The sequence below is a fragment of the Microbacterium sp. LWO14-1.2 genome (assembly GCF_038397715.1).
GTDB lineage: Bacteria > Actinomycetota > Actinomycetes > Actinomycetales > Microbacteriaceae > Microbacterium.
The window spans coordinates 3,156,122-3,178,058 of record NZ_CP151633.1 but is presented as its reverse complement, the minus strand read 5'-3'; the positions used below and the strand labels follow the sequence as shown (position 1 = coordinate 3,178,058).

Below are 21,937 nucleotides of genomic sequence, written 5' to 3'. Positions count from 1 at the left end.
CGTGACCTGACGGCTGCGAGGGTGCTCTGGACGCGGCTCGCCCCGGGCATCGATCCGGCCATCGTCCCGTTCGTCGCGGCAGCCTTCGATTCCGGGGACTGGTACGTGCTCGGGCACCTCTTCCCCTGACCTCTTCCCGCGACCGAGGAGAGCGGATCCGTCACCGCAGCGCGGTGCGGCTCGTGGCGGTGGCTTCGAGGTGCACGCCCTCCGGGACGAAGAGCGAGACGACCGGCGGGTGCCAGTCCGCGGCGATCGTCACCCGGGCCGAGAGTCCGTCCGGCGCGGTCGCGGCGACGAGCGCGGCCCGCCCCGGCATCCCCTCGAGCACGGCTGTCGCCTGCTCGCGCACTCCCCCGTCGGTGAGCCTCGCGTGCACGACGTCACCCTCCACCTCGACCGTGAAGCCGTCCGCTCCGGCGAGCGCGGCGGAGTCGGCGAGCGCATCGAGGCGCTTCTGCGCGATGTACAGGTCGGTCGCGGTGACGGCGACCAGGATGAGGGCGAGGGCGAGCAGGGCGTACCCGAGGGTGAGCAGGAGCACGCTCCCGGCCTCATCTCCCCGAGTCATGGCGCTCCCCACAAACGGGACACCTTCTGCACCGCAGTCCCTTCGACGGGGATGGATGCTGCGGCGTCGAGCCCCAGAACCGACGGCACCAGAGGGAGCGGGACCCTCGTCGCGACGACGACCGTCACGAGCGCGCCGGGCGCAGGGCATTCGGCGGCGCGCGGGGCGCATGTCACCGACACGTCCAGCGACCCGCGCTCGATCCCGTACTGCTCGGCGATGTTCTCGACGACACGGTCGCCGTGCTCGGCCGCCGTCTCGGCATCCGGCGCGAGTGCGATCACCCGCGCGAGGTGACGAGCCGCGGCCTCGGCCCCGAGCATGTGCTCCTGGATGCTCCCGAGCGCGACGATGAGGTACACCAGCGGCACCAGCAGGATCACCCCGACGGTGATGAACTCGAGCGCGGCGGACCCGCGATCATCGCTCATCGAACGACTCCGCCGGGGCTTCGGCGTCGACGTGCATCGCCGAGGGGATGCCGATCAGACCGATGACCGGCAGCGCCGTGCGGATCCGCACCACCACCACGTCGCGCCCGCTCTCCTCCACCCGCGCCGCCGAGACGTCGTCGGCATAGGCCGAGCCGATCGTCTGCGCGATCACCTGACGTGCGCGAATCGCGCCTTCCTCCGGGGCGACGTCCGCCAGAGCCGCATGATGAGCACCCTCGATCGCGGCATCATGGACGACGTTGCGCACGTAGACCGCGAGCGCGAGCTGCAGCACCGCGAGCGTCAACGCGGTCAGCATCGTGCCGACGAGCACGAACTCGACCGGGCTGGACCCGCTGTCGTCACCCCGGAGAACGCGCATCGGTTTCACGCGCTCACAGACCCGACACGCGCTGGATCGCCTGCTCGAACAGCGCGCTCAACGCGGGACCCGCGACGGCCCAGATCAGCACGACGAGACCGGCGGTCATCAACGTGACGAGCACCCAGCCCGGGACATCGCCGGCCTCGTCGTCGAGCAGGTCGCGGATCCATCGCACTGCGCGGAAGCCGCGGAGAGGGGAGTCGTTCATGTCGTCCTTTCTGAGGGCGCTCAGCCGATGCCGAGTCGCAGGATGAAGAGGCCGGGGTAGATGGCGAAGAGCACCGACAGCGGCAGGATGAGGAAGACCAGCGGGAGGAGCATGAGGATCTCCTTGCGCCCGGCCTGTTCGATGAGCACGCGCTTGGCGTCTTCCCGGGCATCGCCGGCCTGGGCCTGCAGGACGCCGGCAAGCGGCGCCCCGTGCTCGAGGGCGGCGATCACCTGATCGACCGCGCGGCTGAGCCCTGGCAGGTCCAGGCGCGAAGCCAACTCGCGCAGCGCATCACCGAGGGGCGCCCCGGTGCCGACCTCGACGACCACGCGTCGCAGCTCGGTCGTGAGCTCGCCGGTTCCGACAGCAGCGACCCGCCGGAGTGAATCCAGCAGGCTCTCCCCCGCCGAGAGGCACAGCGAGAGGAACTCCAACGTGGTCGGGAGTTCGTCCGCGAGACGCGCGCGACGGGATGCGACGCGAGCGGTGAGCCTCATGTCATACCCGATGGCCGCACCCGCTCCGAGCAGCAGAGGCAGCACCGCCACCGGAGGCGACATGCGACCCGCGACCACCACGATCACCACGATCGCGGCGCCCACCCCGATCCCGGCGACCAGCCATCCGAGCTGGCGGCTGCGGAAGACGGTCGGCGACACATCGCTCGCCGCCTGCGCGAGGCGACGTCGCAGCGCATCGCTCCCCCCGAGCACGCGTTCGATCACCGTCATCAGGCGTTCTCGGTGCGAGCGTGGCGCGGCGGGAAGCCGCTGCATCGAGGGCAGCGCGGCACTCGGCACGGCGTCGTCGGCGACCGAGTCGCGCACGTATGGGGCGAGACGCGTGATCAGCGGGGCAGCCGACCATCGCGGAACAGCCGAGAGCATCAGCAGCAGGCCCGCGGCGAGCGCTCCTCCGCCGAGGATCGAGACGGCCGCAGCGGAGAGGGCGCTCATCCGAACCACCGTTCCGGCTCGGGGAGGCGTCCGATCCGGATCATGATCCGGTAGGCGATCACCGAGACGGCCGCCCCCACCGCGATCACGATGACCCCCTCCGGGGTTGCGTAGGCGGACGCTCCTTCCGGACGCATCACGAGCAGCCCGAGGATCACCCAGGGCGCGACCGCTCCGAGCACCGCAGCCCCCCTGATCCAGGACTGTCGCGCCTCGACCTCTCCGCGGAGTGCGGCGTCGGCGCGCACGGAGGCCGAGAGCGCCCGCAGCACGGCGCCGAGCTCGGTCCCGCCGACCTGGCGCGCCATGCGCAGCGTCTCGATGATGCGGTCGGCGATGGGATCGGCGAGCGAGGTCTTGAGCCGGTCGAGGCTCGATTCGAAGCGTCCCGTCGCGCGAAGGTCTCGGGCGAAGACGACGAAAGCCGGCCGCAACATCCCGGGTGCGGATTCCGCCAGGCTGGCGACGGCATCCGGCAGCGACAGCCCGACGCGGATCGACGCGATCAGGAGGTCGCAGACGTCGGGCCACACCTGGCGACGCAGCTTGCGCAGCCGCAGGCGGCGAGCGCGCAGGAACATCACGGGCGTGACGGCGGCCATGGCCGCGGCGAGCACCGCGAGCGCCGGAATCGGGATGACCAGCCACACGACGGATGCCGTCGCCGCGGCGAGCGCGACCATCACGACGACCAGCGTGCGAGGCGCGACAGCGGCGAAGCCCGCCTCCTCCAGCATCCGCGCGAGAAGGCCACGACGCGCAACCGGAGAAGGGGATGAGTCCTCGCGTCGCGGCCACAGCCACGGTGACGCGACGAGGAGGACGCCCGCAGCCAGCACGGCTCCCAGGAACAGGGTCACAGCGCAGCCCCCACCCGTCCGAGACCGAACCCGCCGGGCTGCGCGGTCCCGTCGAGGTGCCGGTAGACCGTCCGCGCCGCGACGCGGCCGTCGACGACGTCTCCCGTCGGCTCGATGACCTCCTCGATGCGCCGTGCCCCGTCGGCGTCTCGTGCGCAGTGCACCACCAGGTCCACCGCTCGCGCGAGCGCGGGGGCGACGAAGCTTCGGTCGATGTTCCGGCCGGCGAGGAGCGGTAGGAGCGTGAGCTTCTCCAGCGCCTCCGCGGCGGAGTTCGCGTGCACGGTCGCCGCGCCGGGAACGCCGGTGTTGAGGGCGAGCACGAGATCGAGGGCCTCCGCATCGCGGACCTCGCCGATCACCAGCCGATCGGGGCGCATGCGAAGGGCCTCTTTCACGAGCCGCCGCAGTGTGATCTCGCCGCTGCCCTCCAGACTCGCCTGTCGCCCCTGGAGTGCGACCACGTCGGGTCCCTGGAGCGCGAGCTCGAACGTCTCCTCCACGGTCACCACGCGCTGCCCGGTCACGCAGCTGGCGAGCAGCGCACCGAGGACCGTCGTCTTGCCCGCGTGGGTCGCTCCGGAGACCACGATGCTCCGCCCCTCCCGCATCGAATCCGCGAGCCTCCTCGCGAGCTGAGCCGGCAGCGCCCCCTGCTCGACGAGCGCTTCCAACGACCGGTAGCGCGGCAGGAACTTGCGGATGTTGACCGCCGTACCGCCCCGCACGACGTCCGCGATCGCGACGTGCAGGCGTGAGCCGTCGGGCAACGAGGCATCGACGAACGGCTGGCTGATGTCGACCCGGCGACCGGTCGAGTGCAGCATCCGCTCGATGAGGTCGCGCAGGCCCTCCCCCGTCAACCGCAGATCGATCCGCTCCGCCACCCCGTGACGGGCGATGTGGATGCTGTCGGGTCCGTTGAGCCAGATCTCCTCGATCTCGGGGTCGTCGAGCAGAGGCTGCAGAGCACCGAATCCGCCGAGCGACGCGAGCACGTCTCGCAGGCACGCGGTCTCATCGTCGACGAGCAGACCGCCCTGCGTCAGCGCGAGGTCGTTGAACCGACGCACCTCGGCCTGGGCCACCGCCCTCGCGGCATCCGCGTCGAGGGCCGGTTCGATGCCCCGGCTGCGCAGTCGCGCGCGTACGCGTTCGGCGATGAGGACGGAGGGCTGGATCACCCGAGCATCCTCGCAAGGTTGCGGGGCACGCGGCGGGACTTATCCACACCGTCCTCATACGGCTGCGGGCGGATCCCCAGCAACACCGGATGCCCCGGTCAGTAGACTTATCCCACCGCGCGGGAGTGGTGAAATCGGCAGACACGCAGGATTTAGGTTCCTGTGCCTTCGGGCGTGTGGGTTCAAGTCCCACCTTCCGCACCGATCAGTCGCATCCTCGGCGGCCGACGACCAAGCCGCCGCACACAGCTCTACGACGGGAAGTCCATGCATCACGCCGCTCTCATCCCCTGGCTCGACCCCGCCACCATCATCGGCACGGCCGGTCCCTGGGCGCTTCTCGTGGTGTGCTTCATCGTGTTCGCCGAGACCGGACTCCTCGTGGGCTTCCTGCTCCCCGGCGACACTCTGCTCGTGATCTCGGGCCTCCTCTCGCACCCGCTCGCGGGGTCGGAGCACGGGGTGTTCGGCATCAATGTGTGGTTCGTGGCGCTGCTCATCGGCCTCGCCGCGTTCGTCGGCGGCGAAGTCGGCTACGTGATCGGCCACAAGGGCGGCCCCGCGGTCTTCGAACGCAAGGAATCGGGCCTCTTCAGCAAGAAGAACGTCGAACGCACGAACGCGTTCTTCGAGCGCTTCGGCGGCATCACCGTCATCCTCGCCCGCTTCGTGCCGATCGTCCGCACTTTCGCGCCCGTCGCGGCCGGCGTCGGCCACATGCCCTGGCGCAAGTACACGCTGTACAACCTCATCGGCGCCGTGCTGTGGGGCTTCGGCCTCACGATGTTCGGCTACCTGATCGGCTTCATCCCGCCCGTCGCCGAGTTCGTCGAGAGCTACATCGACCTCATCCTGCTCGCCGCGGTCGGCGGCACGGCGCTCGTGACCTTGTGGCACTACCTGTCCGAGCGTCACAAGGCGAAGAAGGCGGCAGCTGCCGGCGACGCGACCACCGACGCCGCGGAGGCCGAGGAACTCGCGCTCGAGCCCGAGGTCTTCGACCGCGCGCCCGACCTCGACGGCGACGGCAAGCACTGACGAGCGGAGCGGATGCCGGTCAGCCGGCTTTCTTCTTCGACGTCGGCTTCGACGCCTTCTTCGGCTTCTCGTCGGAGTCGGCGTCCTTGCCGCCGGACCGCGCCGCCTTCGACTTGGCGACGCTGGCGCGGAGCGCCTCCATGAGGTCGATGACCTCGCCGCTCTTCGCGTCGGCATCCTCCTCGCCGAACGTGTCCGACACGTCGAACGTGTCCCCGGCCTCGATCTTCGCGTCGATGAGGGTGCGCAGCTCCTTTTGATACTCGTCCACGAACGACTCGGCGTCGAAGTCGGCCGAGTAGCTGTCGACGAGCGACGACGACAGCTCGAGCTCCTTCTTCGAGATGCGCACGTCCTCGTCGAGCGACGGGAAATCGGCCTCGCGCACCTCGTCCGCCCAGAGCAGCGTCTGCAGCACGAGCACCTTGCCGCGCACGCGGAGCGCGGCGAGCCGGGTCTTCTGGCGCAGGGTGAACCGTACGATCGCGGTGCGGTCGGTCTGCTCCAGCGTCTTGCGCAGCAGCACGTAGGCCTTCGGCGACTTCGAGTCCGGCTCCAGGTAGTACGCCTTGTCGAGAGTGAGCAGGTCGACCTGTCCCGACGGCACGAACTCGACGACGTCGATCTCCCGACTCCGCTCGGCGGGCAGCGCCGCGAGGTCGTCCTTCGTGAGCACGACCGTCTGGCCGTCATCGACGTAGGCGCGGTCGATGTCGGAGTAGGCGACGGTCTCACCGCACACCTCGCACGTGCGCTGGTAGCGGATGCGCCCGCCGTCCTTGTCGTGCACCTGGTGCAGCGGAACGTCGTGGTCCTCGGTCGCCGAGTACACCTTCACCGGCACGTTCACGAGTCCGAACGTCAGTGCGCCCTTCCAGATGGTCCTCATGCCAACCAGTGAACACCAGTCGCACCTGTCACAACCAGTCCCTTGACTACGCTGGCGTCATGGCTCCGGAGGCGCAGAACGTGCAGATCGAGGGCCGCCGTCTGCGCGTCACGAACCTCGACAAGGTCGTCTACCCCGAGACCGGCACCACCAAGGGCGAGATCATCGCCTACTACACCGCGATCGCCCCGCAGCTGCTGCCCCTGCTCGACGGCCGCCCGGTCACCAGGAAGCGCTGGGTCGAGGGCGTCGGCACGGCCAGGAACCCCGAGGATTCCTTCTTCACCAAGCAGCTCGAACCGGGAGCACCGAAGTGGATCCCGCGACAGGCCATCGAGCACTCGGACGGACCGAAGGACTACCCGCTCGTCGACGACGTGCCGACGCTCGTCTGGCTCGCGCAGGTCGCAGCCATCGAACTGCACGTCCCGCAGTGGCGGTTCACCCCCGACGGGCTCCCCGGGCGCCCCGACCGCCTCGTGCTCGATCTCGATCCGGGTCCCGGCGTCGAGCTCGCGCAGTGCGCGGAGGTCGCGCGCATCGCCCGCGGCATCCTCGCCGGCATCGGACTCGACCCGCTCCCCGTCACGAGCGGCAGCAAGGGCATCCACCTCTATGCGAACCTGCCCGGCCAGCAGACGAGCGACGAGATCTCCGCCGTCGTGAAGGAGGTGGCGCGCCTCATCGAGAACGACCACCCCGACCTCGCGACGAGCACGATGGCCAAGGTCGCGCGCGGCGGCAAGGTGTTCCTCGACTGGAGCCAGAACAACGGCCGCAAGACCACGATCTCGCCGTATTCGATGCGCGGTCGCGCGCACCCCTGGGTCGCCGCCCCGCGCACCTGGGACGAGCTCGACGACCCCGACCTGCGGCAGCTCGACTTCGAGGAGGTGCTCGAGCGCGCCGCGTCGGGCAGCGATCCGCTGGCGTCGCTGCGTCCGTCTGCCGACGCCGCCGCCTCGGCGCAGCAGCCGGAGGCACCGCGTCGCGTGCGCTCCGAGCACCGCCCGCGCATCACGGCAGCATCGTCCGCGGGCGATACCGTCGCAGCCTCCGTCTCCCCCATGCTCGCCGAGAACGGCACCCCGGCGATCGCCCGCGGGCTCAGCGACCCCTCGTGGGTCGAGGTGAAGTGGGACGGCATCCGCGCACTCGGCACGTGGAGCGACGGACGGCTGCGCCTGCACGCCCGCAGCGGCACCGACATCACTGCGCGGTACCCGGAGCTCACGGCCGACGGCGCCCCGTTCCTGCCGGTCGGCGACGCTATCCTCGACGGTGAGATCGTCGCGTTCGACTCGCACGGCCGGCCCAGCTTCTCGCTGCTGCAGAACCGCATGCACCTCACTCGACCTCGGGAGATCGAGCGGGAGGTCGTCCGCACCCCCATCGTGTACATGGTGTTCGACCTGCTGCGCCTCGACGGCCACGACCTCGCCTCGTTGCCGCTGTCGCAACGCCGGACTCTGCTGGAGGACGTGGTGTCAGACCTCGACGCCCCGATCCAGGTGCCGCCGGTCTTCGACGACGTCGACGCCGCTCTCGCCGCCAGCGACGAGTTCGGACTGGAGGGCGTCGTCGTGAAGGATCCGCGGTCGCGCTACCGCGCCGGGCAACGCTCACCGGCGTGGCTGAAGCTCAAGAACACCCGCATGCAGGAGGCGGTGATCGTCGGCATCCGACCCGGCAAGGGCGACCGCGAGGGCACGTTCGGATCGCTTCTCCTCGCTGTGCCGGATGCCGGGGGCCTGCGCTACGTCGGTCGCGTCGGCACGGGATTCACCGACAGGATGCTGCGTGACCTGCTCGCGCGGCTCGCTCCGCTGCGGGTGAAGGACGCACCGCTCGACGGCGTGCCCGCCCCTGACTCCTCGGACGCGCTGTGGGTGCGCGCCGAGCTCGTCGGCGAGGTCGAGTTCGCGAACTGGACCCCCGACGGCGTGCTGCGACACGCCCGGTGGCGGGGCCTGCGCCCTGACAAGAGCCCCGACGAGGTCGTCATCGAGTCCTGAACGCGCTCAGGCGTGGTACGGCTCGCAGTCCGACTGCTCCGCCGGTTCGATCTGGAAGGTCGAATGCTCGACGTCGAAATGCTCGGCGAGACACGACTGCATATCGGCGAGGAGCCGCGCGGAGCGGCCGTCGGCGAGCAGAGCCGGTTCGACGCTCACGTGCGCGCTGAACACGGGCGCGCCCCTCGTCAGCTGCCACACGTGCACGTCGTGCACACCCACGACGCCGTCGTAGTCGAGCAGGTGCTGGCGGATGTCGCTGACCGCGGTCCCCTTCGGCGCCGACTCGGACAGCACGGAGAACACCTCCCGGAGCAGGGCGATGGCGCGCGGGATGATCATGACGGCGATGGCCATCGACGCGATCGCGTCCGCCGGCGTCCATCCGGTCGTGACGATGACGATCGCGGCGACGATCACCATGGCGGAGCCGATGAGGTCGCCCATGACCTCGAGGTACGCGCCGCGCACGTTGATGCTGCTGCGCTGAGCGCGGCTCAGCAGCCACATCGAGACGGCGTTGGCGATGAGGCCGACCGCGGCGACGACCAGCATGAGTCCGCCGGCGACCTCCGTCTCGCCGGGGTCGACGAGACGGCCGATCGCCTCGATGCCGACCCAGCCGGACAGGAGGATGAGGATGATCGCGTTGATGAGGGCGCCGAAGACCTCGGCGCGTTGATAGCCGAACGTGCGCCGGTCATCGGCGGGCCGTGCGGCGACCGCTGCGGCGATGAGCGCGATCACGAGTGCGGACGCATCGGTGAACATGTGCGCCGCATCGGCCAGCAGAGCGAGCGAGCCCGTGAGGATCGCCCCGACCACCTGCACGACCATGATCGTCGCCGTCAGGGTCAGCGAGATCGCCAGAAGGCGGCGGTGGCTGGCCGAGCGGATGCCGCCGGCGGCGGGCGCGTGATCGTGCATGTGACCAGGCTAGACGCGGGATCCGGCCGCTCGGGGCGGATCTCGCTACTCGGGAATGGTGATGATTCTCAGTAGGTGTCCGTCGGCATCGCTCAGCGCGTCCGCGTGTACTCCAGCACCGCGCAGCCGTTGTCGAACGTGCGCACGCGGTCGAGCGCGAAGGACGTCGGTCGGAACCCGTGGTCGACCATGGGGATGCCGGAACCGGCGATCACCGGGTACTTCTTGACGATCAGGCGGTCGATCTCGTCGAGGAGGACACCGGCGAGACCGCCCCCGCCCGCGAGGTAGATACCGAGGCCGTCCTCGGCCTGGAGCTCTCGGACTCGCGCCACGGGGTCGGTGCGCACGATCTCGACGTTGTCATGCCCCGGATCGTCGAGCGTCGTGCTCATCACGATCGTGCGCAGCTGCGAGTACGGATCGACGACCCCCTGCGCGAGCGCGGGCTCGTACGTACGGCGACCCATCACCACGGTGTCGAAGCGGGTCAGCGGTTCGTCCGCTTCTCCTCGACCGGCGCGAACGAAAGCCGGCTGGATGTCGGACAGTTCGCTGCCGAGCATCTCGGCGAAGCCCTCCGTCACGGGATAGAAGTCGACCTCGTCAGCCGGCCCCGCGATGAACCCGTCGAGCGTGACGCCGATGTAGTACGTGAGCTCTCTCATGCCCACCACCGTAACCACTACGCATGAAGTACGTCAAGCGTAGTGGTTACCCTCGCTGTGTCAGAGAGTGGCGAGCAAGGGTACGAGTTCAGCGAAGGCCCGCGCCCGATGCGACTGCGACTGCTTCTCCTCGGCCGAGAATTCCCCCACCGAGCGCTCTTCGCCCGCTGGCTGCCCGTCGGGGATGAAGATCGGGTCGTAGCCGAACCCGCCGGCTCCGGATGCCGCGTGCGCGAGGCGACCGGGCCAGATGCCCTCGACCACGTGTTCGGCGCCATCCGGGATCACCAGGGCGATCGTCGAGGTGAAATGCGCCGCGCGGTGCGGGTCGGCGATGTCGTGCAACTGGTCGAGGAGGAGCTCGAGGTTGGCCGCGGCATCCTTCCGCTGTCCCGCCCAGTACGCGGAGAAGACACCCGGCGACCCGCCGAGGACGTCGACGCAGATCCCGGAGTCGTCGGCGAGGGCAGGGAGCCCGGTGTGCGCCGACGCCGCGCGCGCCTTGAGGAGCGCGTTCTCGGCGAAGGTCACCCCGTCCTCGACCGGCTCAGGCCCGTCGTATGCGACGATCTCCAGATCGGGCCGCGTCGACGACACGATCTGCTGGAACTCCGCGACCTTGTGCGGGTTGTGCGTGGCGAGGACGACCCGCATCAGCCCGCGAGCGCCTTCCGCTGAGCGTCCTTCAGGTCGTTGCACCCGGCGACTCCGAGGTCGAGCAGCGCGTCGAGCTCTCGCTTGTCGAACGGAGCTCCCTCGGCGGTGCCCTGCACCTCGACGAAGAGTCCTCGCCCGGTGACGACGACGTTCATGTCGGTCTCGGCGCGCACGTCTTCGACATATGCCAGATCGAGCATCGGCTCGCCGTCGATGATGCCGACGGAGATCGCCGAGACCGAGTCGATCAGGGGCGTCGAGTTCCTGCCGATGAACTTCATCTCCCGACCCCACTCGATCGCGTCGGCGAGGGCCACGTACGCGCCGGTGATCGCGGCCGTGCGCGTGCCGCCGTCGGCCTGGAGCACGTCGCAGTCGATCACGATCGTGTTCTCGCCGAGCGCCTTGGTGTCGACGACCGCGCGCAGTGCTCGCCCGATGAGTCGCGAGATCTCGTGCGTGCGTCCGCCGATGCGGCCCTTCACGCTCTCGCGGTCGTTGCGGCTGTTGGTGGCGCGGGGCAGCATCGCGTACTCGGCGGTGACCCAGCCCTTGCCCTTGCCGGTGAGCCACCGCGGCACGCCGTTGGTGAACGACGCGGTGCACAGCACCTTCGTGCCTCCGAAGCTGATGAGCGCCGATCCCTCGGCATGTGCGCTCCACCCGCGCTCGATGGTGACCTCGCGGAGCTGGTCGGTGGAGCGCCCGTCGGCGCGGACGGTGTCTGACATGGGGGTTCCTTCGATGGGGGACGCGGGGGCGGCGGAGGACGGGGGTACTACGGTCAGGTCAATGGACGGCGTCGGGGAGCGTGATCACACCCGTCTGCACGAGCTGGACGTCGCGGACCTCGCGCCCCATCAGACGGTTGGCGAGAGCCGTGAACTCGGCGGTCGAGGCGCCCGTGGCCTCGTAGACGTACGAGGCGGTCGCATCGGCGGGCGCGAGGAGGTCTCCCCGCACGAGCTGGCGGTATACATCGCCGGCGGTCTCGTCGTCACTCGACACCAGCGTCACTCCCTCGCCCATCACGTAGCTGATGGCGCCGCGCAGGAACGGGTAGTGCGTGCACCCGAGAACGAGGGTGTCGACGTCGGCCTCCCTGAGCGGGGCGAGGTACTCCTCAGCGGTGGCGAGCACCTCGGGGGTGCCGGTGATGCCGGCCTCGACGAACTCCACGAAGCGGGGGCAGGCGGCGGTGAAGACCTGCAGCCGCTCGTTGACCTCGAGCATGTCCTGGTAGGCACGCGAGCCGATGGTGCCGACCGTGCCGATCACACCGACACGGCCGTTGCGGGTCGTCGAGACGGCTCTGCGCACCGCGGGGCCGATCACCTCGACCACCGGCACGTCGTAGCGCTCGCGGGCGTCGCGCAGCATCGCGGCGGATGCCGTGTTACAGGCGATCACCAGCATCTTGACGCCCTGATCCACGAGCGTGTCGAGCACCTCGAGCGAGTAGCGGCGCACGTCGGCGATGGGCTTCGGCCCGTACGGCGAGTGGGCCGAGTCGCCGATGTAGACGAACGACTCGCGGGGCAGCTGGGCGCGGATGGCCCTGGCCACCGTGAGCCCGCCGACACCGGAGTCGAAGATTCCGATCGGCGCGTCGTTCATGACTCCCCAGCCTAGTCCGGCGCACCGACATGCGCGGCGTTCCCTGCGTCGGCCGTCACTAAGCTGAGCGCATGACGACGTCCACGGCGCTTCTGACCGATCGTTACGAGCTGACCATGCTCGCCGCCGCCCTGCGCGACGGGACGGCCGCACGGCCGAGCGTCTTCGAGCTGTTCTCGAGAAGACTCTCCGGTGGGCGTCGCTTCGGCGTCGTCGCGGGCACCGGACGCCTGCTGACGCTCCTGCGCGACTTCCGTTTCGGCGACGACGAACTGCGATTCCTGCGCGACGGCCAGGTCGTCGATGCCGACTCTCTGAAGTACCTCGAGTCGTACCGCTTCACCGGCAGCATCCGCGGCTACCGCGAGGGCGAGCTCTACTTCCCCGGCTCCCCGATCCTCACCGTCGAGGGCAGCTTCGCGGATGCCGTCGTGCTCGAGACCCTCGCTCTGAGCGTGCTCAACCACGACTCCGCCGTCGCGACCGCGGCATCGCGGATGAGCATCGCCGCAGGTGAGCGTCCGCTCGCCGAGATGGGATCGCGACGAGCGGCGGAGCGTTCGGCCGTCGCCGCCGCGAGGGCCGCGTACATCGCGGGCTTCGGCGCGACGAGCAACCTGGAGGCGGGCCGCCAGTGGGGCATCCCCACCATGGGCACCGCCGCGCATTCCTGGACGCTGCTCCACGACAGCGAGGAGGACGCGTTCCGCTCGCAGATCGAGAGCCTCGGCACCGACACCACCCTGCTGGTCGACACGTACGACATCCGCACCGGCGTCGAGACCGCGATCCGGGTCGCGGGCTCCGGACTCGGCGGAGTGCGCATCGACTCCGGCGACCTGCCGATCGTGGCCGCCGAGGTACGGGCGCAGCTCGACGAGCTCGGCGCCACGGGCACCCGCATCACGGTGACGAGCGACCTCGACGAGTACGCCATCGCCGCCCTCGCGGCTTCCCCCGTCGACGCCTACGGTGTCGGCACGTCGGTGGTGACAGGATCGGGCTACCCCACCGCCAGCATGGTCTACAAGCTCGTCGCGCGGCAGGACGCCGACGGCTCCTGGGTGGGTGTCGCGAAGGCCTCGACCGACAAGGCGTCCCACGGCGGACGCAAGGCCGCGTTCCGCACGCTGTCCGACGGCGTGGCGACCGCTGAGACCGTCGTCGTGTCCGATGGATTCGAAGAGCTCGGAACCGCCGCGGAGCACCCGGACGGTCGCGCTCTGCAGACGACGTTCGTCGACAACGGCGACATCGACTCGACGTTCGAGGGCGCGGCGGGGACGACGTCGGCGCGACAGCACCACCTGCGGGTCCGCGAAGAGCTGCCGGTGCGGGCGCTCGCGCTCAGCAAGTCGGATCCGGCGATCCCGACGGTCTTCGTCGACGCCGAGTGACCGCGGGCGGTCAGCCGACCATCGACTCGTAGATCTCCTTGCAGGTGGGGCAGATCGGGAACTTCTCCGGGTCGCGACCCGGCGTCCACTTCTTGCCGCACAGCGCACGCACCGGCTTGCCGGTGATCGCGGACTCGAGGATCTTGTCCTTCTTCACGTAGTGCGAGAAGCGCTCGTGGTCGCCCGGTTCGAGATTCTCCTCCCGGAGGAGCTCTTCCAGTTCGCGATCAAGCGTTGCCACGCCGCCCTGATCGGGGCTGTCCAGCGGAGTACTCATGACGAGATTCTAGCCGCGCGCGCACGACGTCGGGCGGGCGTCATGCCGTCTCGACGAACTCCATCAGCCGCTCACCGCCGCGCTCGAAGATCAGACCGCCCACGGTCACGCCGATCGCGAGCACCGCGACGCCCGTTCCGAGACCCGTCCAGAAGGTCGCCGGCGCGTACTCGGAGCCCTCGAAGACGGTCATCGCGAACAGCCACGCCGTCGGAGCACTGACGACGATCGCTCCGAGGAACGCCGCCGCCGGCCCGAAGACGCCTCGGGATGCCGCACGCTGCGGCTGTTGGAACGGACTGTCACCCGGACGCGAGACGGCGTAGGGCGCGACGGCCGAGACGATGCTCGAGAGCCCGAGACCGGCGAGCAGCAGGCTCGCTCCGAGACCCACGAGCGGAAGCAGGAGCCGCCAGTCGTCGATCCACAGCAGGGTGAGCGGCACGGCGATCGCGAGAACCGGCACAGCGACGAGCACGACGGGGACGAGACGGCCGAGACGGTCCGGAGCGCCGCGGACCCCGCTGGCCACATGCGTCCACAGGGCCGTGGAGTCGTACGCGACGTCGTTGTGCGGCAGCCAGCCGAAGAACAGCGCCATCACCGGCACGGGGAACAGCGCGGCGATCTCGAGCGGCACGCCGGCCACGAGCAGCGGGAGCACCGTGAGGACGCCCGCGATCGGCACCACGATCACGTTCATGATGTAGCGGCGGTCGCGCAGCCAGTACACGAGACTGCGCGCGGCGATCGCGCCGAAGGCGTTCGACGGCAGCAGACCGAACCACCCGAGGCCTGTGCGCTCACGGGAGGCCGCGGGGCGCTCGGTGGTCGTGAGCAGGCGACGGACGAGCCATGTCCAGAGGACCCAGAGCACGGCGGCGGTGGCTGCCGCGATGAGGCCGCTGATCCACGAGCTGGACGTGTCGCCGGCTGCCGCCGCGAACAGGAACCGCGGGGCGGCCGCGATCGGCGTGAGCCCGACGACCGCCGTGACGTTCGCGACCGAGGCGGGAACCTGTCCCTCCCAGTTGAGCGACGCGAGGAAGACGGCGACGGGGAAGGCGACGACCAGCACGGCGAGCGCGAAGACGGCCGTGAGCTCGCGCGAGCGCCGCTCCGGGAGCAGGAGGGCGTTGAGGGCCATCCCGATGCGGGCCACCAGAACGGTCGACAGCACCGCGAGGACGCTCATCAGCACAGCAGCCGGCCACGGCGCTCCGAGGCGGATGGCGACGATGCACACGCTGGAGTGCACGGCGAGCACGGCGAAGCTCGGCACGCTCACGAGCGACGCGAGCGCGAGGATCCACGGCATCTGACGTTCATCGACGCCGAAGACGGCGAAGCGCCGCGGGTCGAGCTGATCGGTGGCGCCGACGAGCAGCGGGCCCACGAGGAAGCCGAGGAACAGCGCGCCGCTGCCGAGCACGATCACCGTGCGCGCGACCTCGACCGGAGCGTCGTCGAGACTCAGGATCGCCGAGCACACCACCACGGTGAGCGCCACGACGACGACGAACATCAGCAGGGTGCGCACCCGTCGTTCGCCGCGCAGCGACCCGATCAGGAGCGCTGCCCTCAGTCGGAGAACGTGTGCAGCCACTCGAGCCCCTCCACCTCGCCGATGCCGCCGGAGAGCTCGACGAACCGCGCCTCGAGCGTCTGACCGGCCCGCACCTCGTCGATCGTCCCCTCGGCGAGCACGTCGCCGCCGACGATGATCGCCACGCGCGAGCACACCCGCTCCACGAGGTCCATGCCGTGGCTGGAGAGGATGACCGTGCCGCCGTGCGCCACGTACGCGCGGAGGATGTCGAGGATCACCGCGGACGACACGGGGTCGACCGCCTCGAACGGCTCGTCGAGCACGAGCACCCGAGGCGAGTGGATCATCGCACCCGCGAGCATGATCTTCTTCGTCATACCCGCGGAGTAGTCCGACACCACACGTCCGAGCGCGTCCCCCAGGTCGAAGGCCCTGGCGAGGTCGCCGACGCGCTTCTCGATCACGTCGGACGCCAGCCCGCGCAGCAGCCCGTAGTAGTAGAGGAGCTGCCGACCGGTCAGCCGATCGAACGTGCGGAGCCTGTCGGGGAGCACGCCCATCATGCGCTTCGCCGCCAGGGGCTTGGCCGCCTGGTCGATGCCGCAGATCACGACCTCGCCGCCGTCCGACCGGAGCAGCCCGGCCACGATCGACAGGGTCGTCGTCTTGCCCGCGCCGTTGGGGCCGACGATGCCGTAGAACGATCCCGCCGGCACCGTGAGGTCGATGCCGTTCACCGCCGTGTGGTCGCCGAAGTTCTTGACTAGACCGCGGATCCGGATCGCCTCGGTGCCGGGTTCGATCGTCGGCTCGCCGGCCGCGCGCTCCTGCGGACTCGTTGATTCCTCTGCGGGCTCGGATGCCGCGTCGACGGTCTCGACCGGCGCGTCGGCCGTTTCTGCGGGGGCGTCGACCGCCGGCGCCTGAACGTCCGTCGTCTGCGTGACCTCGTCCTCGGGGGCTTCGACCGCGGGCTCCGGCTCGGCGTCGGCCGTAGGCTCGGGCGCGACCGCGGGCTTCGGCTCAAGCGCGACCGCGGGCTCCGGCTCAAGCGCGGGCTCCGGCTCAAGCGTGGGCTCGGGCGCGACCGCGGGCTCCGGCTCAAGCGCGGGCTCGGGCGCGACCGTGGGCTCGACGGCGACAGCCTCCTCGGAGAGCGACTCGACCACCACCTCGGGCGCGGCCTCGGGCTGAGCGGGCGCGTCGGCCACCGCCGCCGCGAGCTCGTCGTCCGCTGCCCTGCGCTCTGCGTCCGCCGCCTCGGCAGCCTTCCGCTTCGCCTCGGCCGCCTCCGCAGCCGCCTTGGCTGCGGCGGCGTTGGCGGCCCGGGTCTCGGCGGCCTTCTTCGCAGCCGCCGACCTGGCTGCGGCCGTGCGTGCCGCAGTCGTCCGGGCCGCGGTCTTCGCCGCCGCACTCTTCTCTGCCGCGGACTTCGCCGCTGCGGTCTTGGGGGCGGCGCCGGATGCCGTGGCCTTCGATGCCCGCGCGGTCGCCGTCTTCGCCGCAGACGTCTTGGCGGCCGAAGACGTGCGCGCAGCACTCTTCGAGGCCGCTGCCCCCTTGGCCGTAGCGGCCTTTCCCGCCGTGCCGGTCCGGGCCGAGTTCTTGGCCGCCGCGGCGCGGGCCGCGGCAGCGGCACTCGGCTTGGCGGGCGTCTCGGAACCGGCGGGACGAGCGACGGGTTCCGCGACCACCTCGGCCGTCGGAGCGGCCTTCTCGGCAGCGGAGCGGCTCGGCGCGCGGCGCGCCGGTGCCTTCTTCGCGGGGGTCTTGCGAGCGGGCGTCTTCTTCTCAGACGAGCTCGCGGAGTCAGCCACCTGATCGGTGCGGTCGTCGGGGGAAGCAGTCACCGTCCTACGGTATCAACGGGCACGACATTCTCCACGGCCGACCGCAACATTGCCCAGCGGATCAGACGAAACGCCGTCGCGCAAGGCTCTGGACGAATCTGAGCGTCCGGTGTGTAGTGGGTCACGAAACGGCAACAGGAGCGCCCGACCCCGGGCGTTCCCAGGCTCTATCGCTAGCATGACTCACGGCACGACGAAGTGTCCGGTCGGTGAACCGACCGTGAACACCAATCCTTTAGGAGCACTCGTGACTCTTCAGACCGTCATCCTCGCCGCAGGCATGGGCTCGCGCCTCGGCCGTGCGCTGCCCAAGCCGCTCACCGAACTGAGCGACGGCCGCACGATCATGCGTCAGCAGCACGACAACATCCGCGCCGCCTTCGGCAGCGACGCCCGCATCACGACCGTCGTCGGCTACCGCGCCGAGACCATCATCGAGGCGTTCCCGAACGTCAACTACGTGCACAACGAGCGGTACGACGAGACCAACACCTCGAAGAGCCTCCTCCGCGCGCTCGGCGCGACCGGCAAGGCGGGCGTCCTCTGGATGAACGGCGACGTGGTGTTCGACCCGATGATCCTCGGCCGCGCTGCCGCCTACATCGAGCGCGACCAGTCGTTCGTGACCGTCAACACCTCCAAGGTGAGCGACGAGGAGGTCAAGTACACCGTGACCTCCGAGGGTTTCATCAAGGAGCTCTCCAAGACCGTCAAGGGCGGCCTCGGCGAGGCGGTGGGCATCAACTACATCTCGTCCGCCGACAAGAAGGCGTTCATGCGCCAGCTGCAGCGGGTCGAGGACCAGGACTACTTCGAGCGCGGCCTCGAGCTCGCGATCGCCGAGAACGGCCTCCTGCTCGAGCCGATGGACGTCTCCGACCTGTACGCGGTCGAGATCGACTTCGCGGAAGACCTGGAGCGGGCGAACCTCTTCGTCTGAGCACTCGAGATCTGCACGAAAGCCCGGCCCCGTCAAGGGTGCCGGGCTTTCGGGTTTTTCGCGGCGGGGATTCCTATGATCGGCTCATGGCTCCGAAGGTGCACAAGATCCACTCCCTGCCTGACGACTCCCCCTGGGACAAGGGGGTGCCGCCGGTCGGCTCGACCGAGCATCCGCTCATGGTGCGCGGCCTCGACCGCGTCCTCGCCATCCAGCGACCTCTGGTCCTCGCGCACATCCGCAGCATCCGACTGCGCAACCCCCAGGCGAGCCCCGCGGAGATCATCCGCATCCTCGAGCGTCGCTACCTCGCCGCGGTCACCGCAGGAGGTGCGGCGGTCGGAGCGACCGCCGTCGTGCCCGGCATCGGCACCGGCATCACGCTCGCGCTGTCCGGCGTCGAGACGGTCGGATTCGTCGAGTCCACGGCGCTGTTCGCCCAGTCGGTCGCCGAGGTGCACGGCATCCCGGTCTCCAACCCCGACCGCGCCAGGGCGCTGGTCATGACGTTGATGCTCGGCAAGGAGGGCGTCGACCTCGTCGGCCAGCTCGCAGGTCAGGCCGCCGGACGGGGCGGATCCCGGTCGTCCTACTGGGGCGAACTCGTGACGAAGTCGCTGCCCCGGGCGGCAGTGGGCCCGCTCGCCGACCGTCTCAAGAGCGCGTTCGTGCGTCAGTTCGCTGCGAAGGGCGGCGCATCGTTCATCGGCAAGGCGCTCCCCTTCGGCGTCGGCGCCGCCGTGGGAGGAGCCGGCAACCACATCCTGGGCAGGCGAGTGCTCACGACGTCCCATAAGGCGTTCGGCGCCCCGCCTATCGAGCTCCCGGTCGAGCTGGAGCCCGTGCCCGGCGCGCAGAGACTCGAGCAGCGCTTCCTGAGCGGTGCGCGGTTCACCGGCGGCGCTGTCGCGGGCGCAGCGGGAACAGCGGCCCGCGGAGTCGGACGGGCCGGCCGCCGCCTGGGCGAGCTCACCACACGGCGGGGCCGCCGCGGCGGTACGGAGACGGAGGAGCAGCTCACCGGTGGGCACGATCTTCCGGGGGTCGCCTCGTCGGAGCCCTTCCAGCAAGATCCCTCGGACGGCCGCTGAGCCGTCGTCCGCCGTGACCGGAGTCGCGGCGGACGACGCCGCGGTCAGCGAACGACGCGGACGCTGAGCACCGTGTCGGCGGTGGTGAAGTCGCCGAGGTACACCCTCTTCCCCGCCCGCACGGTCTCCGTGTTGCCGACGGCGGTCGCGTAACCGGGGATGAACGACTCGCCCGACCCCGTCCACGCGACCCGGACGGTCGAGGAGGAGTTGTTGACGATCTCGTCGAAGGACGTGCGCGGCTTGACCCCCGGCGCGACCTCCGCCTTGATCACTCCGTCGAGCACGTAGCAGACGGCGCCGGGGTCGCACCCCTCTGCCGCCTGAGCCGGCACGGCGGCGAGCACCGCCGCACCGGCGGCGAGCGAGAGGGACGTGAGGGCGACTGCGATCTTCTTCTTCATGGCCTGCTCCTGTCATGTGCGCCGGACTCGGCGAGTCCGGTCGGAGAAGAGACGAGAGGAAAGCCGTCGAGGTTCACGCCTCCGACTCCCGGAATCACCAAAGGATCGGGCGTGCCGTTGTCGCGAGCATCCAACGAGGGGCGCCGACCCGACGATAGGGTGGAATCCGTGACGGAACAGCCCGAACTCTCGACCACCGCCGGCAGACTCGCAGACCTCCGCGCTCGCTACAACGAAGCCGTTGTCGACGCCGAGAAGGTCGCGCAGGAGAAGCAGCACGCCAAGGGCAAGATGACCGCTCGCGAGCGCATCGAACTGCTCGTCGACCCGGGCAGCTTCGTCGAGTTCGACGAGTACGTGCGGCACCGCACCACGGCCTTCGGCATGGACCGCAATCGTCCGTACGGCGACTCCGTCGTCACCGGCGTCGGCACGATCCACGGCCGGACCGTCGCCGTGTACTCTCAGGACTTCACGACCTTCGGCGGGTCCCTCGGCGAGGTGTCCGGCGACAAGATCATCAAGATCATGGAGTTCGCGCTCACCAACGGCATGCCGATCATCGGCATCCTGGACTCCGGCGGCGCGCGCATCCAGGAGGGCGTGCTCGCCCTCAGCAAGTACGGCGAGATCTTCCGCCTCAACACGCGCTCGTCGGGTGTCATCCCGCAGATCTCGATCATCATGGGTCCGGCGGCCGGCGGCGCCGTCTACGGCCCCGCGCTCACCGACTTCGTCATCATGGTCGACAAGACCAGCCAGATGTTCGTGACCGGCCCCGACGTCATCAAGACCGTCACGGGCGAGGACGTCGGCATGGAGGAGCTCGGCGGCGCGCTCACGCACAACACGCGCTCCGGCGTCGCCCACTACCTCGCGCAGGACGAGGACGACGCGCTCGACTACGCGCGCACGCTGCTGAGCTTCCTGCCGGACAACAACATGGCCGAGATCCCCGGCTACGAGAGCGGCTTCGAATGGGAGACGACGGATGCCGACCGCTCACTGAACACGATCATCCCCGACTCCCCCAACCAGCCGTACGACATCCACTCGGTCATCGAGCACGTGGTCGACGCGGGCGACTTCATCGAGGTGCAGCCGCTGTTCGCGCCGAACATCGTGATCGGCTTCGGCCGCGTCGAGGGTCGCTCCGTGGGCATCATCGCGAACCAGCCGTCGCAGATGGCCGGAACGCTGAACATCGAGGCGGGCGAGAAGGCGAGCCGCTTCGTGCGCTTCTGCGACGCGTTCTCCATCCCGATCGTGACGCTCGTCGACGTCCCCGGCTACCTGCCGGGCACCGACCAGGAGTGGACAGGCGTGATCCGCCGCGGCGCGAAGCTCATCTACGCGTACGCCGAGGCCACCGTGCCGATGGTCACCGTCATCCTGCGCAAGGCCTACGGCGGCGCGTACATCGTCATGGGCTCCAAGCAGCTCGGCGCCGATGTGAACCTCGCGTGGCCCACGGCGGAGATCGCCGTGATGGGCGGACAGGGCGCCGTGAACATCCTCTACCGCAACGAGATCCGCAAGGCCGAGGAGGCGGGCGAAGACGTGGCCGCCGTGCGCACCCGCCTCGCGAACGAGTACACATACAGCGTCACCTCGCCCTTCCTGGCCGCAGAGCGCGGCGAGATCGACGGGATCATCGAACCGGCGAACACGCGCGTGTCGATCGCGAAGGCACTGCGGGCCCTCCGTGGCAAGCGCGCCGAGCTGCCTCCGAAGAAGCACGGGAACATCCCGCTGTGAGCGCGCCATCGGATGCCGTCCCGGAGTCGGGAGAACAGCCCCCGACGATCGAGATCACGCGCGGGAACGCCACGGAGGAGGAACTCGCCGCGCTGATCGCCGTGGTCAGCGATGCGTACGCGCAGGAGTCGGCCGAGGCCGTGGCGGAGGAGCCGCAGGTGTCGGCGTGGATGAGGACGCAGCGATCGCTCCGCAAGCCGCTGCGGCGTGACATCCCCTGGGGGCGCTTCTCCGGTTGAGACCGGGCCTGCGGGCCCGT

The 21,937-nt window shown here is 69.9% G+C and carries 24 protein-coding genes and 1 tRNA gene; 8 read left to right on the top strand and 17 right to left on the bottom strand.

From position 1 onward, the window contains the following. Positions 1 to 160 precede the first annotated feature (160 nt). From MRBLWO14_RS15310 to MRBLWO14_RS15280, 7 genes are read right to left on the bottom strand one after another with little or no spacing between them, the layout of a single operon-like run. A complete protein-coding gene (locus MRBLWO14_RS15310; RefSeq protein ID WP_341933962.1) occupies positions 161 to 571 on the bottom strand; it encodes a pilus assembly protein TadG-related protein in 411 nt (136 codons plus the stop codon). Continuing rightward, positions 568 to 1,002, bottom strand: coding sequence for a TadE family protein (locus MRBLWO14_RS15305; protein ID WP_341933961.1), 435 nt, complete (start codon positions 1,000 to 1,002; stop codon positions 568 to 570). Before MRBLWO14_RS15305 ends, MRBLWO14_RS15310 begins: the two co-directional genes overlap by 4 nt. Next, positions 992 to 1,387, bottom strand: coding sequence for a TadE/TadG family type IV pilus assembly protein (locus MRBLWO14_RS15300; protein WP_341933960.1), 396 nt, complete (start codon positions 1,385 to 1,387; stop codon positions 992 to 994). The genes MRBLWO14_RS15305 and MRBLWO14_RS15300 overlap by 11 nt, the downstream gene beginning before the upstream one ends. 13 nt (positions 1,388 to 1,400) lie before the next feature. Further along, on the bottom strand, positions 1,401 to 1,598 hold the full coding sequence (locus tag MRBLWO14_RS15295; protein ID WP_341933959.1) for a hypothetical protein: 198 nt from the start codon (positions 1,596 to 1,598) through the stop codon (positions 1,401 to 1,403). A gap of 20 nt (positions 1,599 to 1,618) precedes the next feature. After that, complete coding sequence (locus tag MRBLWO14_RS15290) at positions 1,619 to 2,557, bottom strand: type II secretion system F family protein (RefSeq protein WP_341933958.1); 939 nt, start codon at positions 2,555 to 2,557, stop codon at positions 1,619 to 1,621. Then, positions 2,554 to 3,417 carry a type II secretion system F family protein gene (locus MRBLWO14_RS15285; protein WP_341933957.1) on the bottom strand — a complete coding sequence of 288 codons (864 nt, stop codon included), beginning with the start codon at positions 3,415 to 3,417 and terminating at the stop codon, positions 2,554 to 2,556. The genes MRBLWO14_RS15290 and MRBLWO14_RS15285 overlap by 4 nt, the downstream gene beginning before the upstream one ends. Further along, positions 3,414 to 4,601 (bottom strand): ATPase, T2SS/T4P/T4SS family, encoded by a 1,188-nt coding sequence (locus tag MRBLWO14_RS15280; protein ID WP_341933956.1) that lies wholly within the window; start codon positions 4,599 to 4,601, stop codon positions 3,414 to 3,416. The genes MRBLWO14_RS15285 and MRBLWO14_RS15280 overlap by 4 nt, the downstream gene beginning before the upstream one ends. A gap of 119 nt (positions 4,602 to 4,720) precedes the next feature. Between MRBLWO14_RS15280 and MRBLWO14_RS15275 the strand changes: the two genes are divergently transcribed. Next, positions 4,721 to 4,802 (top strand) — tRNA-Leu (locus MRBLWO14_RS15275). Between the two features lie 66 nt (positions 4,803 to 4,868). Next, positions 4,869 to 5,639, top strand: a complete 771-nt coding sequence (locus MRBLWO14_RS15270) for a VTT domain-containing protein (protein ID WP_341933955.1) — start codon at positions 4,869 to 4,871, stop codon at positions 5,637 to 5,639. Between the two features lie 19 nt (positions 5,640 to 5,658). Here MRBLWO14_RS15270 and MRBLWO14_RS15265 read toward each other — a convergent pair whose 3' ends face one another. Then, positions 5,659 to 6,528 carry a Ku protein gene (locus tag MRBLWO14_RS15265; RefSeq protein WP_341933954.1) on the bottom strand — a complete coding sequence of 290 codons (870 nt, stop codon included), beginning with the start codon at positions 6,526 to 6,528 and terminating at the stop codon, positions 5,659 to 5,661. Between the two features lie 59 nt (positions 6,529 to 6,587). Here MRBLWO14_RS15265 and ligD point away from each other — a divergent pair, with 59 nt between their 5' ends. Then, on the top strand, positions 6,588 to 8,543 hold the full coding sequence (gene ligD, locus MRBLWO14_RS15260) for a non-homologous end-joining DNA ligase (RefSeq protein ID WP_341933953.1): 1,956 nt from the start codon (positions 6,588 to 6,590) through the stop codon (positions 8,541 to 8,543). 6 nt (positions 8,544 to 8,549) lie between these two features. Here the strand turns inward: ligD and MRBLWO14_RS15255 are convergent, their stop codons facing one another. From MRBLWO14_RS15255 to murI, 5 genes are all read right to left on the bottom strand, one after another. Continuing rightward, entirely contained in the window at positions 8,550 to 9,470 is a 921-nt protein-coding gene (locus MRBLWO14_RS15255; RefSeq protein ID WP_341933952.1) for a cation diffusion facilitator family transporter, read from the bottom strand. 92 nt (positions 9,471 to 9,562) lie between these two features. After that, a complete protein-coding gene (locus MRBLWO14_RS15250) occupies positions 9,563 to 10,138 on the bottom strand; it encodes a dihydrofolate reductase family protein (RefSeq protein WP_341933951.1) in 576 nt (191 codons plus the stop codon). A 60-nt stretch (positions 10,139 to 10,198) separates the two neighbouring features. Further along, on the bottom strand, positions 10,199 to 10,792 hold the full coding sequence (gene rdgB, locus MRBLWO14_RS15245; RefSeq protein WP_341933950.1) for an RdgB/HAM1 family non-canonical purine NTP pyrophosphatase: 594 nt from the start codon (positions 10,790 to 10,792) through the stop codon (positions 10,199 to 10,201). Then, on the bottom strand, positions 10,792 to 11,526 hold the full coding sequence (gene rph / locus MRBLWO14_RS15240; protein ID WP_341933949.1) for a ribonuclease PH: 735 nt from the start codon (positions 11,524 to 11,526) through the stop codon (positions 10,792 to 10,794). Before rph ends, rdgB begins: the two co-directional genes overlap by 1 nt. A gap of 58 nt (positions 11,527 to 11,584) precedes the next feature. Then, positions 11,585 to 12,412, bottom strand: coding sequence for a glutamate racemase (murI, locus tag MRBLWO14_RS15235; protein WP_341933948.1), 828 nt, complete (start codon positions 12,410 to 12,412; stop codon positions 11,585 to 11,587). Positions 12,413 to 12,483: 71 nt separating this feature from the next. Here murI and MRBLWO14_RS15230 point away from each other — a divergent pair, with 71 nt between their 5' ends. Then, positions 12,484 to 13,809, top strand: coding sequence for a nicotinate phosphoribosyltransferase (locus MRBLWO14_RS15230; RefSeq protein ID WP_341933947.1), 1,326 nt, complete (start codon positions 12,484 to 12,486; stop codon positions 13,807 to 13,809). A 10-nt stretch (positions 13,810 to 13,819) separates the two neighbouring features. Here the strand turns inward: MRBLWO14_RS15230 and MRBLWO14_RS15225 are convergent, their stop codons facing one another. The 3 genes from MRBLWO14_RS15225 to MRBLWO14_RS15215 are packed head-to-tail and all read right to left on the bottom strand — an operon-like array spanning position 13,820 to position 17,485. Beyond that, complete coding sequence (locus MRBLWO14_RS15225) at positions 13,820 to 14,086, bottom strand: DUF3039 domain-containing protein (protein WP_028503536.1); 267 nt, start codon at positions 14,084 to 14,086, stop codon at positions 13,820 to 13,822. Between the two features lie 40 nt (positions 14,087 to 14,126). Then, on the bottom strand, positions 14,127 to 15,692 hold the full coding sequence (locus tag MRBLWO14_RS15220) for a hypothetical protein (RefSeq protein ID WP_341933946.1): 1,566 nt from the start codon (positions 15,690 to 15,692) through the stop codon (positions 14,127 to 14,129). Beyond that, positions 15,668 to 17,485 carry an ATP-binding cassette domain-containing protein gene (locus tag MRBLWO14_RS15215; protein ID WP_341933945.1) on the bottom strand — a complete coding sequence of 606 codons (1,818 nt, stop codon included), beginning with the start codon at positions 17,483 to 17,485 and terminating at the stop codon, positions 15,668 to 15,670. Before MRBLWO14_RS15215 ends, MRBLWO14_RS15220 begins: the two co-directional genes overlap by 25 nt. Before the next feature lie 247 nt (positions 17,486 to 17,732). On the opposite strand from MRBLWO14_RS15215, the gene MRBLWO14_RS15210 reads away from it, so the two are divergent. After that, positions 17,733 to 18,425, top strand: coding sequence for a phosphocholine cytidylyltransferase family protein (locus MRBLWO14_RS15210; RefSeq protein WP_341933944.1), 693 nt, complete (start codon positions 17,733 to 17,735; stop codon positions 18,423 to 18,425). An 86-nt stretch (positions 18,426 to 18,511) separates the two neighbouring features. Continuing rightward, positions 18,512 to 19,516: a hypothetical protein gene (locus MRBLWO14_RS15205; protein ID WP_341933943.1), complete on the top strand. Its 1,005-nt coding sequence runs from the start codon at positions 18,512 to 18,514 to the stop codon at positions 19,514 to 19,516. Positions 19,517 to 19,560: 44 nt separating this feature from the next. Here the strand turns inward: MRBLWO14_RS15205 and MRBLWO14_RS15200 are convergent, their stop codons facing one another. Next, complete coding sequence (locus MRBLWO14_RS15200; protein ID WP_341933942.1) at positions 19,561 to 19,920, bottom strand: hypothetical protein; 360 nt, start codon at positions 19,918 to 19,920, stop codon at positions 19,561 to 19,563. Between the two features lie 159 nt (positions 19,921 to 20,079). Between MRBLWO14_RS15200 and MRBLWO14_RS15195 the strand changes: the two genes are divergently transcribed. Then, positions 20,080 to 21,678, top strand: a complete 1,599-nt coding sequence (locus MRBLWO14_RS15195) for an acyl-CoA carboxylase subunit beta (RefSeq protein ID WP_341933941.1) — start codon at positions 20,080 to 20,082, stop codon at positions 21,676 to 21,678. Further along, on the top strand, positions 21,675 to 21,917 hold the full coding sequence (locus tag MRBLWO14_RS15190) for an acyl-CoA carboxylase subunit epsilon (protein WP_341933940.1): 243 nt from the start codon (positions 21,675 to 21,677) through the stop codon (positions 21,915 to 21,917). Before MRBLWO14_RS15195 ends, MRBLWO14_RS15190 begins: the two co-directional genes overlap by 4 nt. Positions 21,918 to 21,937 lie beyond the last annotated feature (20 nt).

What these genes read in the sequence shown, in the direction of transcription:
- MRBLWO14_RS15310 (WP_341933962.1), bottom strand. Translation starts at nt 571, where the DNA reads ATGACTCGGGGAGATGAGGCCGGGAGCGTGCTCCTGCTCACCCTCGGG.
- MRBLWO14_RS15305 (WP_341933961.1), bottom strand. Translation starts at nt 1,002, where the DNA reads ATGAGCGATGATCGCGGGTCCGCCGCGCTCGAGTTCATCACCGTCGGG.
- MRBLWO14_RS15300 (WP_341933960.1), bottom strand. Translation starts at nt 1,387, where the DNA reads ATGCGCGTTCTCCGGGGTGACGACAGCGGGTCCAGCCCGGTCGAGTTC.
- MRBLWO14_RS15295 (WP_341933959.1), bottom strand. Translation starts at nt 1,598, where the DNA reads ATGAACGACTCCCCTCTCCGCGGCTTCCGCGCAGTGCGATGGATCCGC.
- MRBLWO14_RS15290 (WP_341933958.1), bottom strand. Translation starts at nt 2,557, where the DNA reads ATGAGCGCCCTCTCCGCTGCGGCCGTCTCGATCCTCGGCGGAGGAGCG.
- MRBLWO14_RS15270 (WP_341933955.1), top strand. Translation starts at nt 4,869, where the DNA reads ATGCATCACGCCGCTCTCATCCCCTGGCTCGACCCCGCCACCATCATC.
- MRBLWO14_RS15265 (WP_341933954.1), bottom strand. Translation starts at nt 6,528, where the DNA reads ATGAGGACCATCTGGAAGGGCGCACTGACGTTCGGACTCGTGAACGTG.
- ligD (WP_341933953.1), top strand. Translation starts at nt 6,588, where the DNA reads ATGGCTCCGGAGGCGCAGAACGTGCAGATCGAGGGCCGCCGTCTGCGC.
- MRBLWO14_RS15255 (WP_341933952.1), bottom strand. Translation starts at nt 9,470, where the DNA reads ATGCACGATCACGCGCCCGCCGCCGGCGGCATCCGCTCGGCCAGCCAC.
- MRBLWO14_RS15250 (WP_341933951.1), bottom strand. Translation starts at nt 10,138, where the DNA reads ATGAGAGAGCTCACGTACTACATCGGCGTCACGCTCGACGGGTTCATC.
- rdgB (WP_341933950.1), bottom strand. Translation starts at nt 10,792, where the DNA reads ATGCGGGTCGTCCTCGCCACGCACAACCCGCACAAGGTCGCGGAGTTC.
- rph (WP_341933949.1), bottom strand. Translation starts at nt 11,526, where the DNA reads ATGTCAGACACCGTCCGCGCCGACGGGCGCTCCACCGACCAGCTCCGC.
- murI (WP_341933948.1), bottom strand. Translation starts at nt 12,412, where the DNA reads ATGAACGACGCGCCGATCGGAATCTTCGACTCCGGTGTCGGCGGGCTC.
- MRBLWO14_RS15230 (WP_341933947.1), top strand. Translation starts at nt 12,484, where the DNA reads ATGACGACGTCCACGGCGCTTCTGACCGATCGTTACGAGCTGACCATG.
- MRBLWO14_RS15225 (WP_028503536.1), bottom strand. Translation starts at nt 14,086, where the DNA reads ATGAGTACTCCGCTGGACAGCCCCGATCAGGGCGGCGTGGCAACGCTT.
- MRBLWO14_RS15205 (WP_341933943.1), top strand. Translation starts at nt 18,512, where the DNA reads ATGGCTCCGAAGGTGCACAAGATCCACTCCCTGCCTGACGACTCCCCC.
- MRBLWO14_RS15200 (WP_341933942.1), bottom strand. Translation starts at nt 19,920, where the DNA reads ATGAAGAAGAAGATCGCAGTCGCCCTCACGTCCCTCTCGCTCGCCGCC.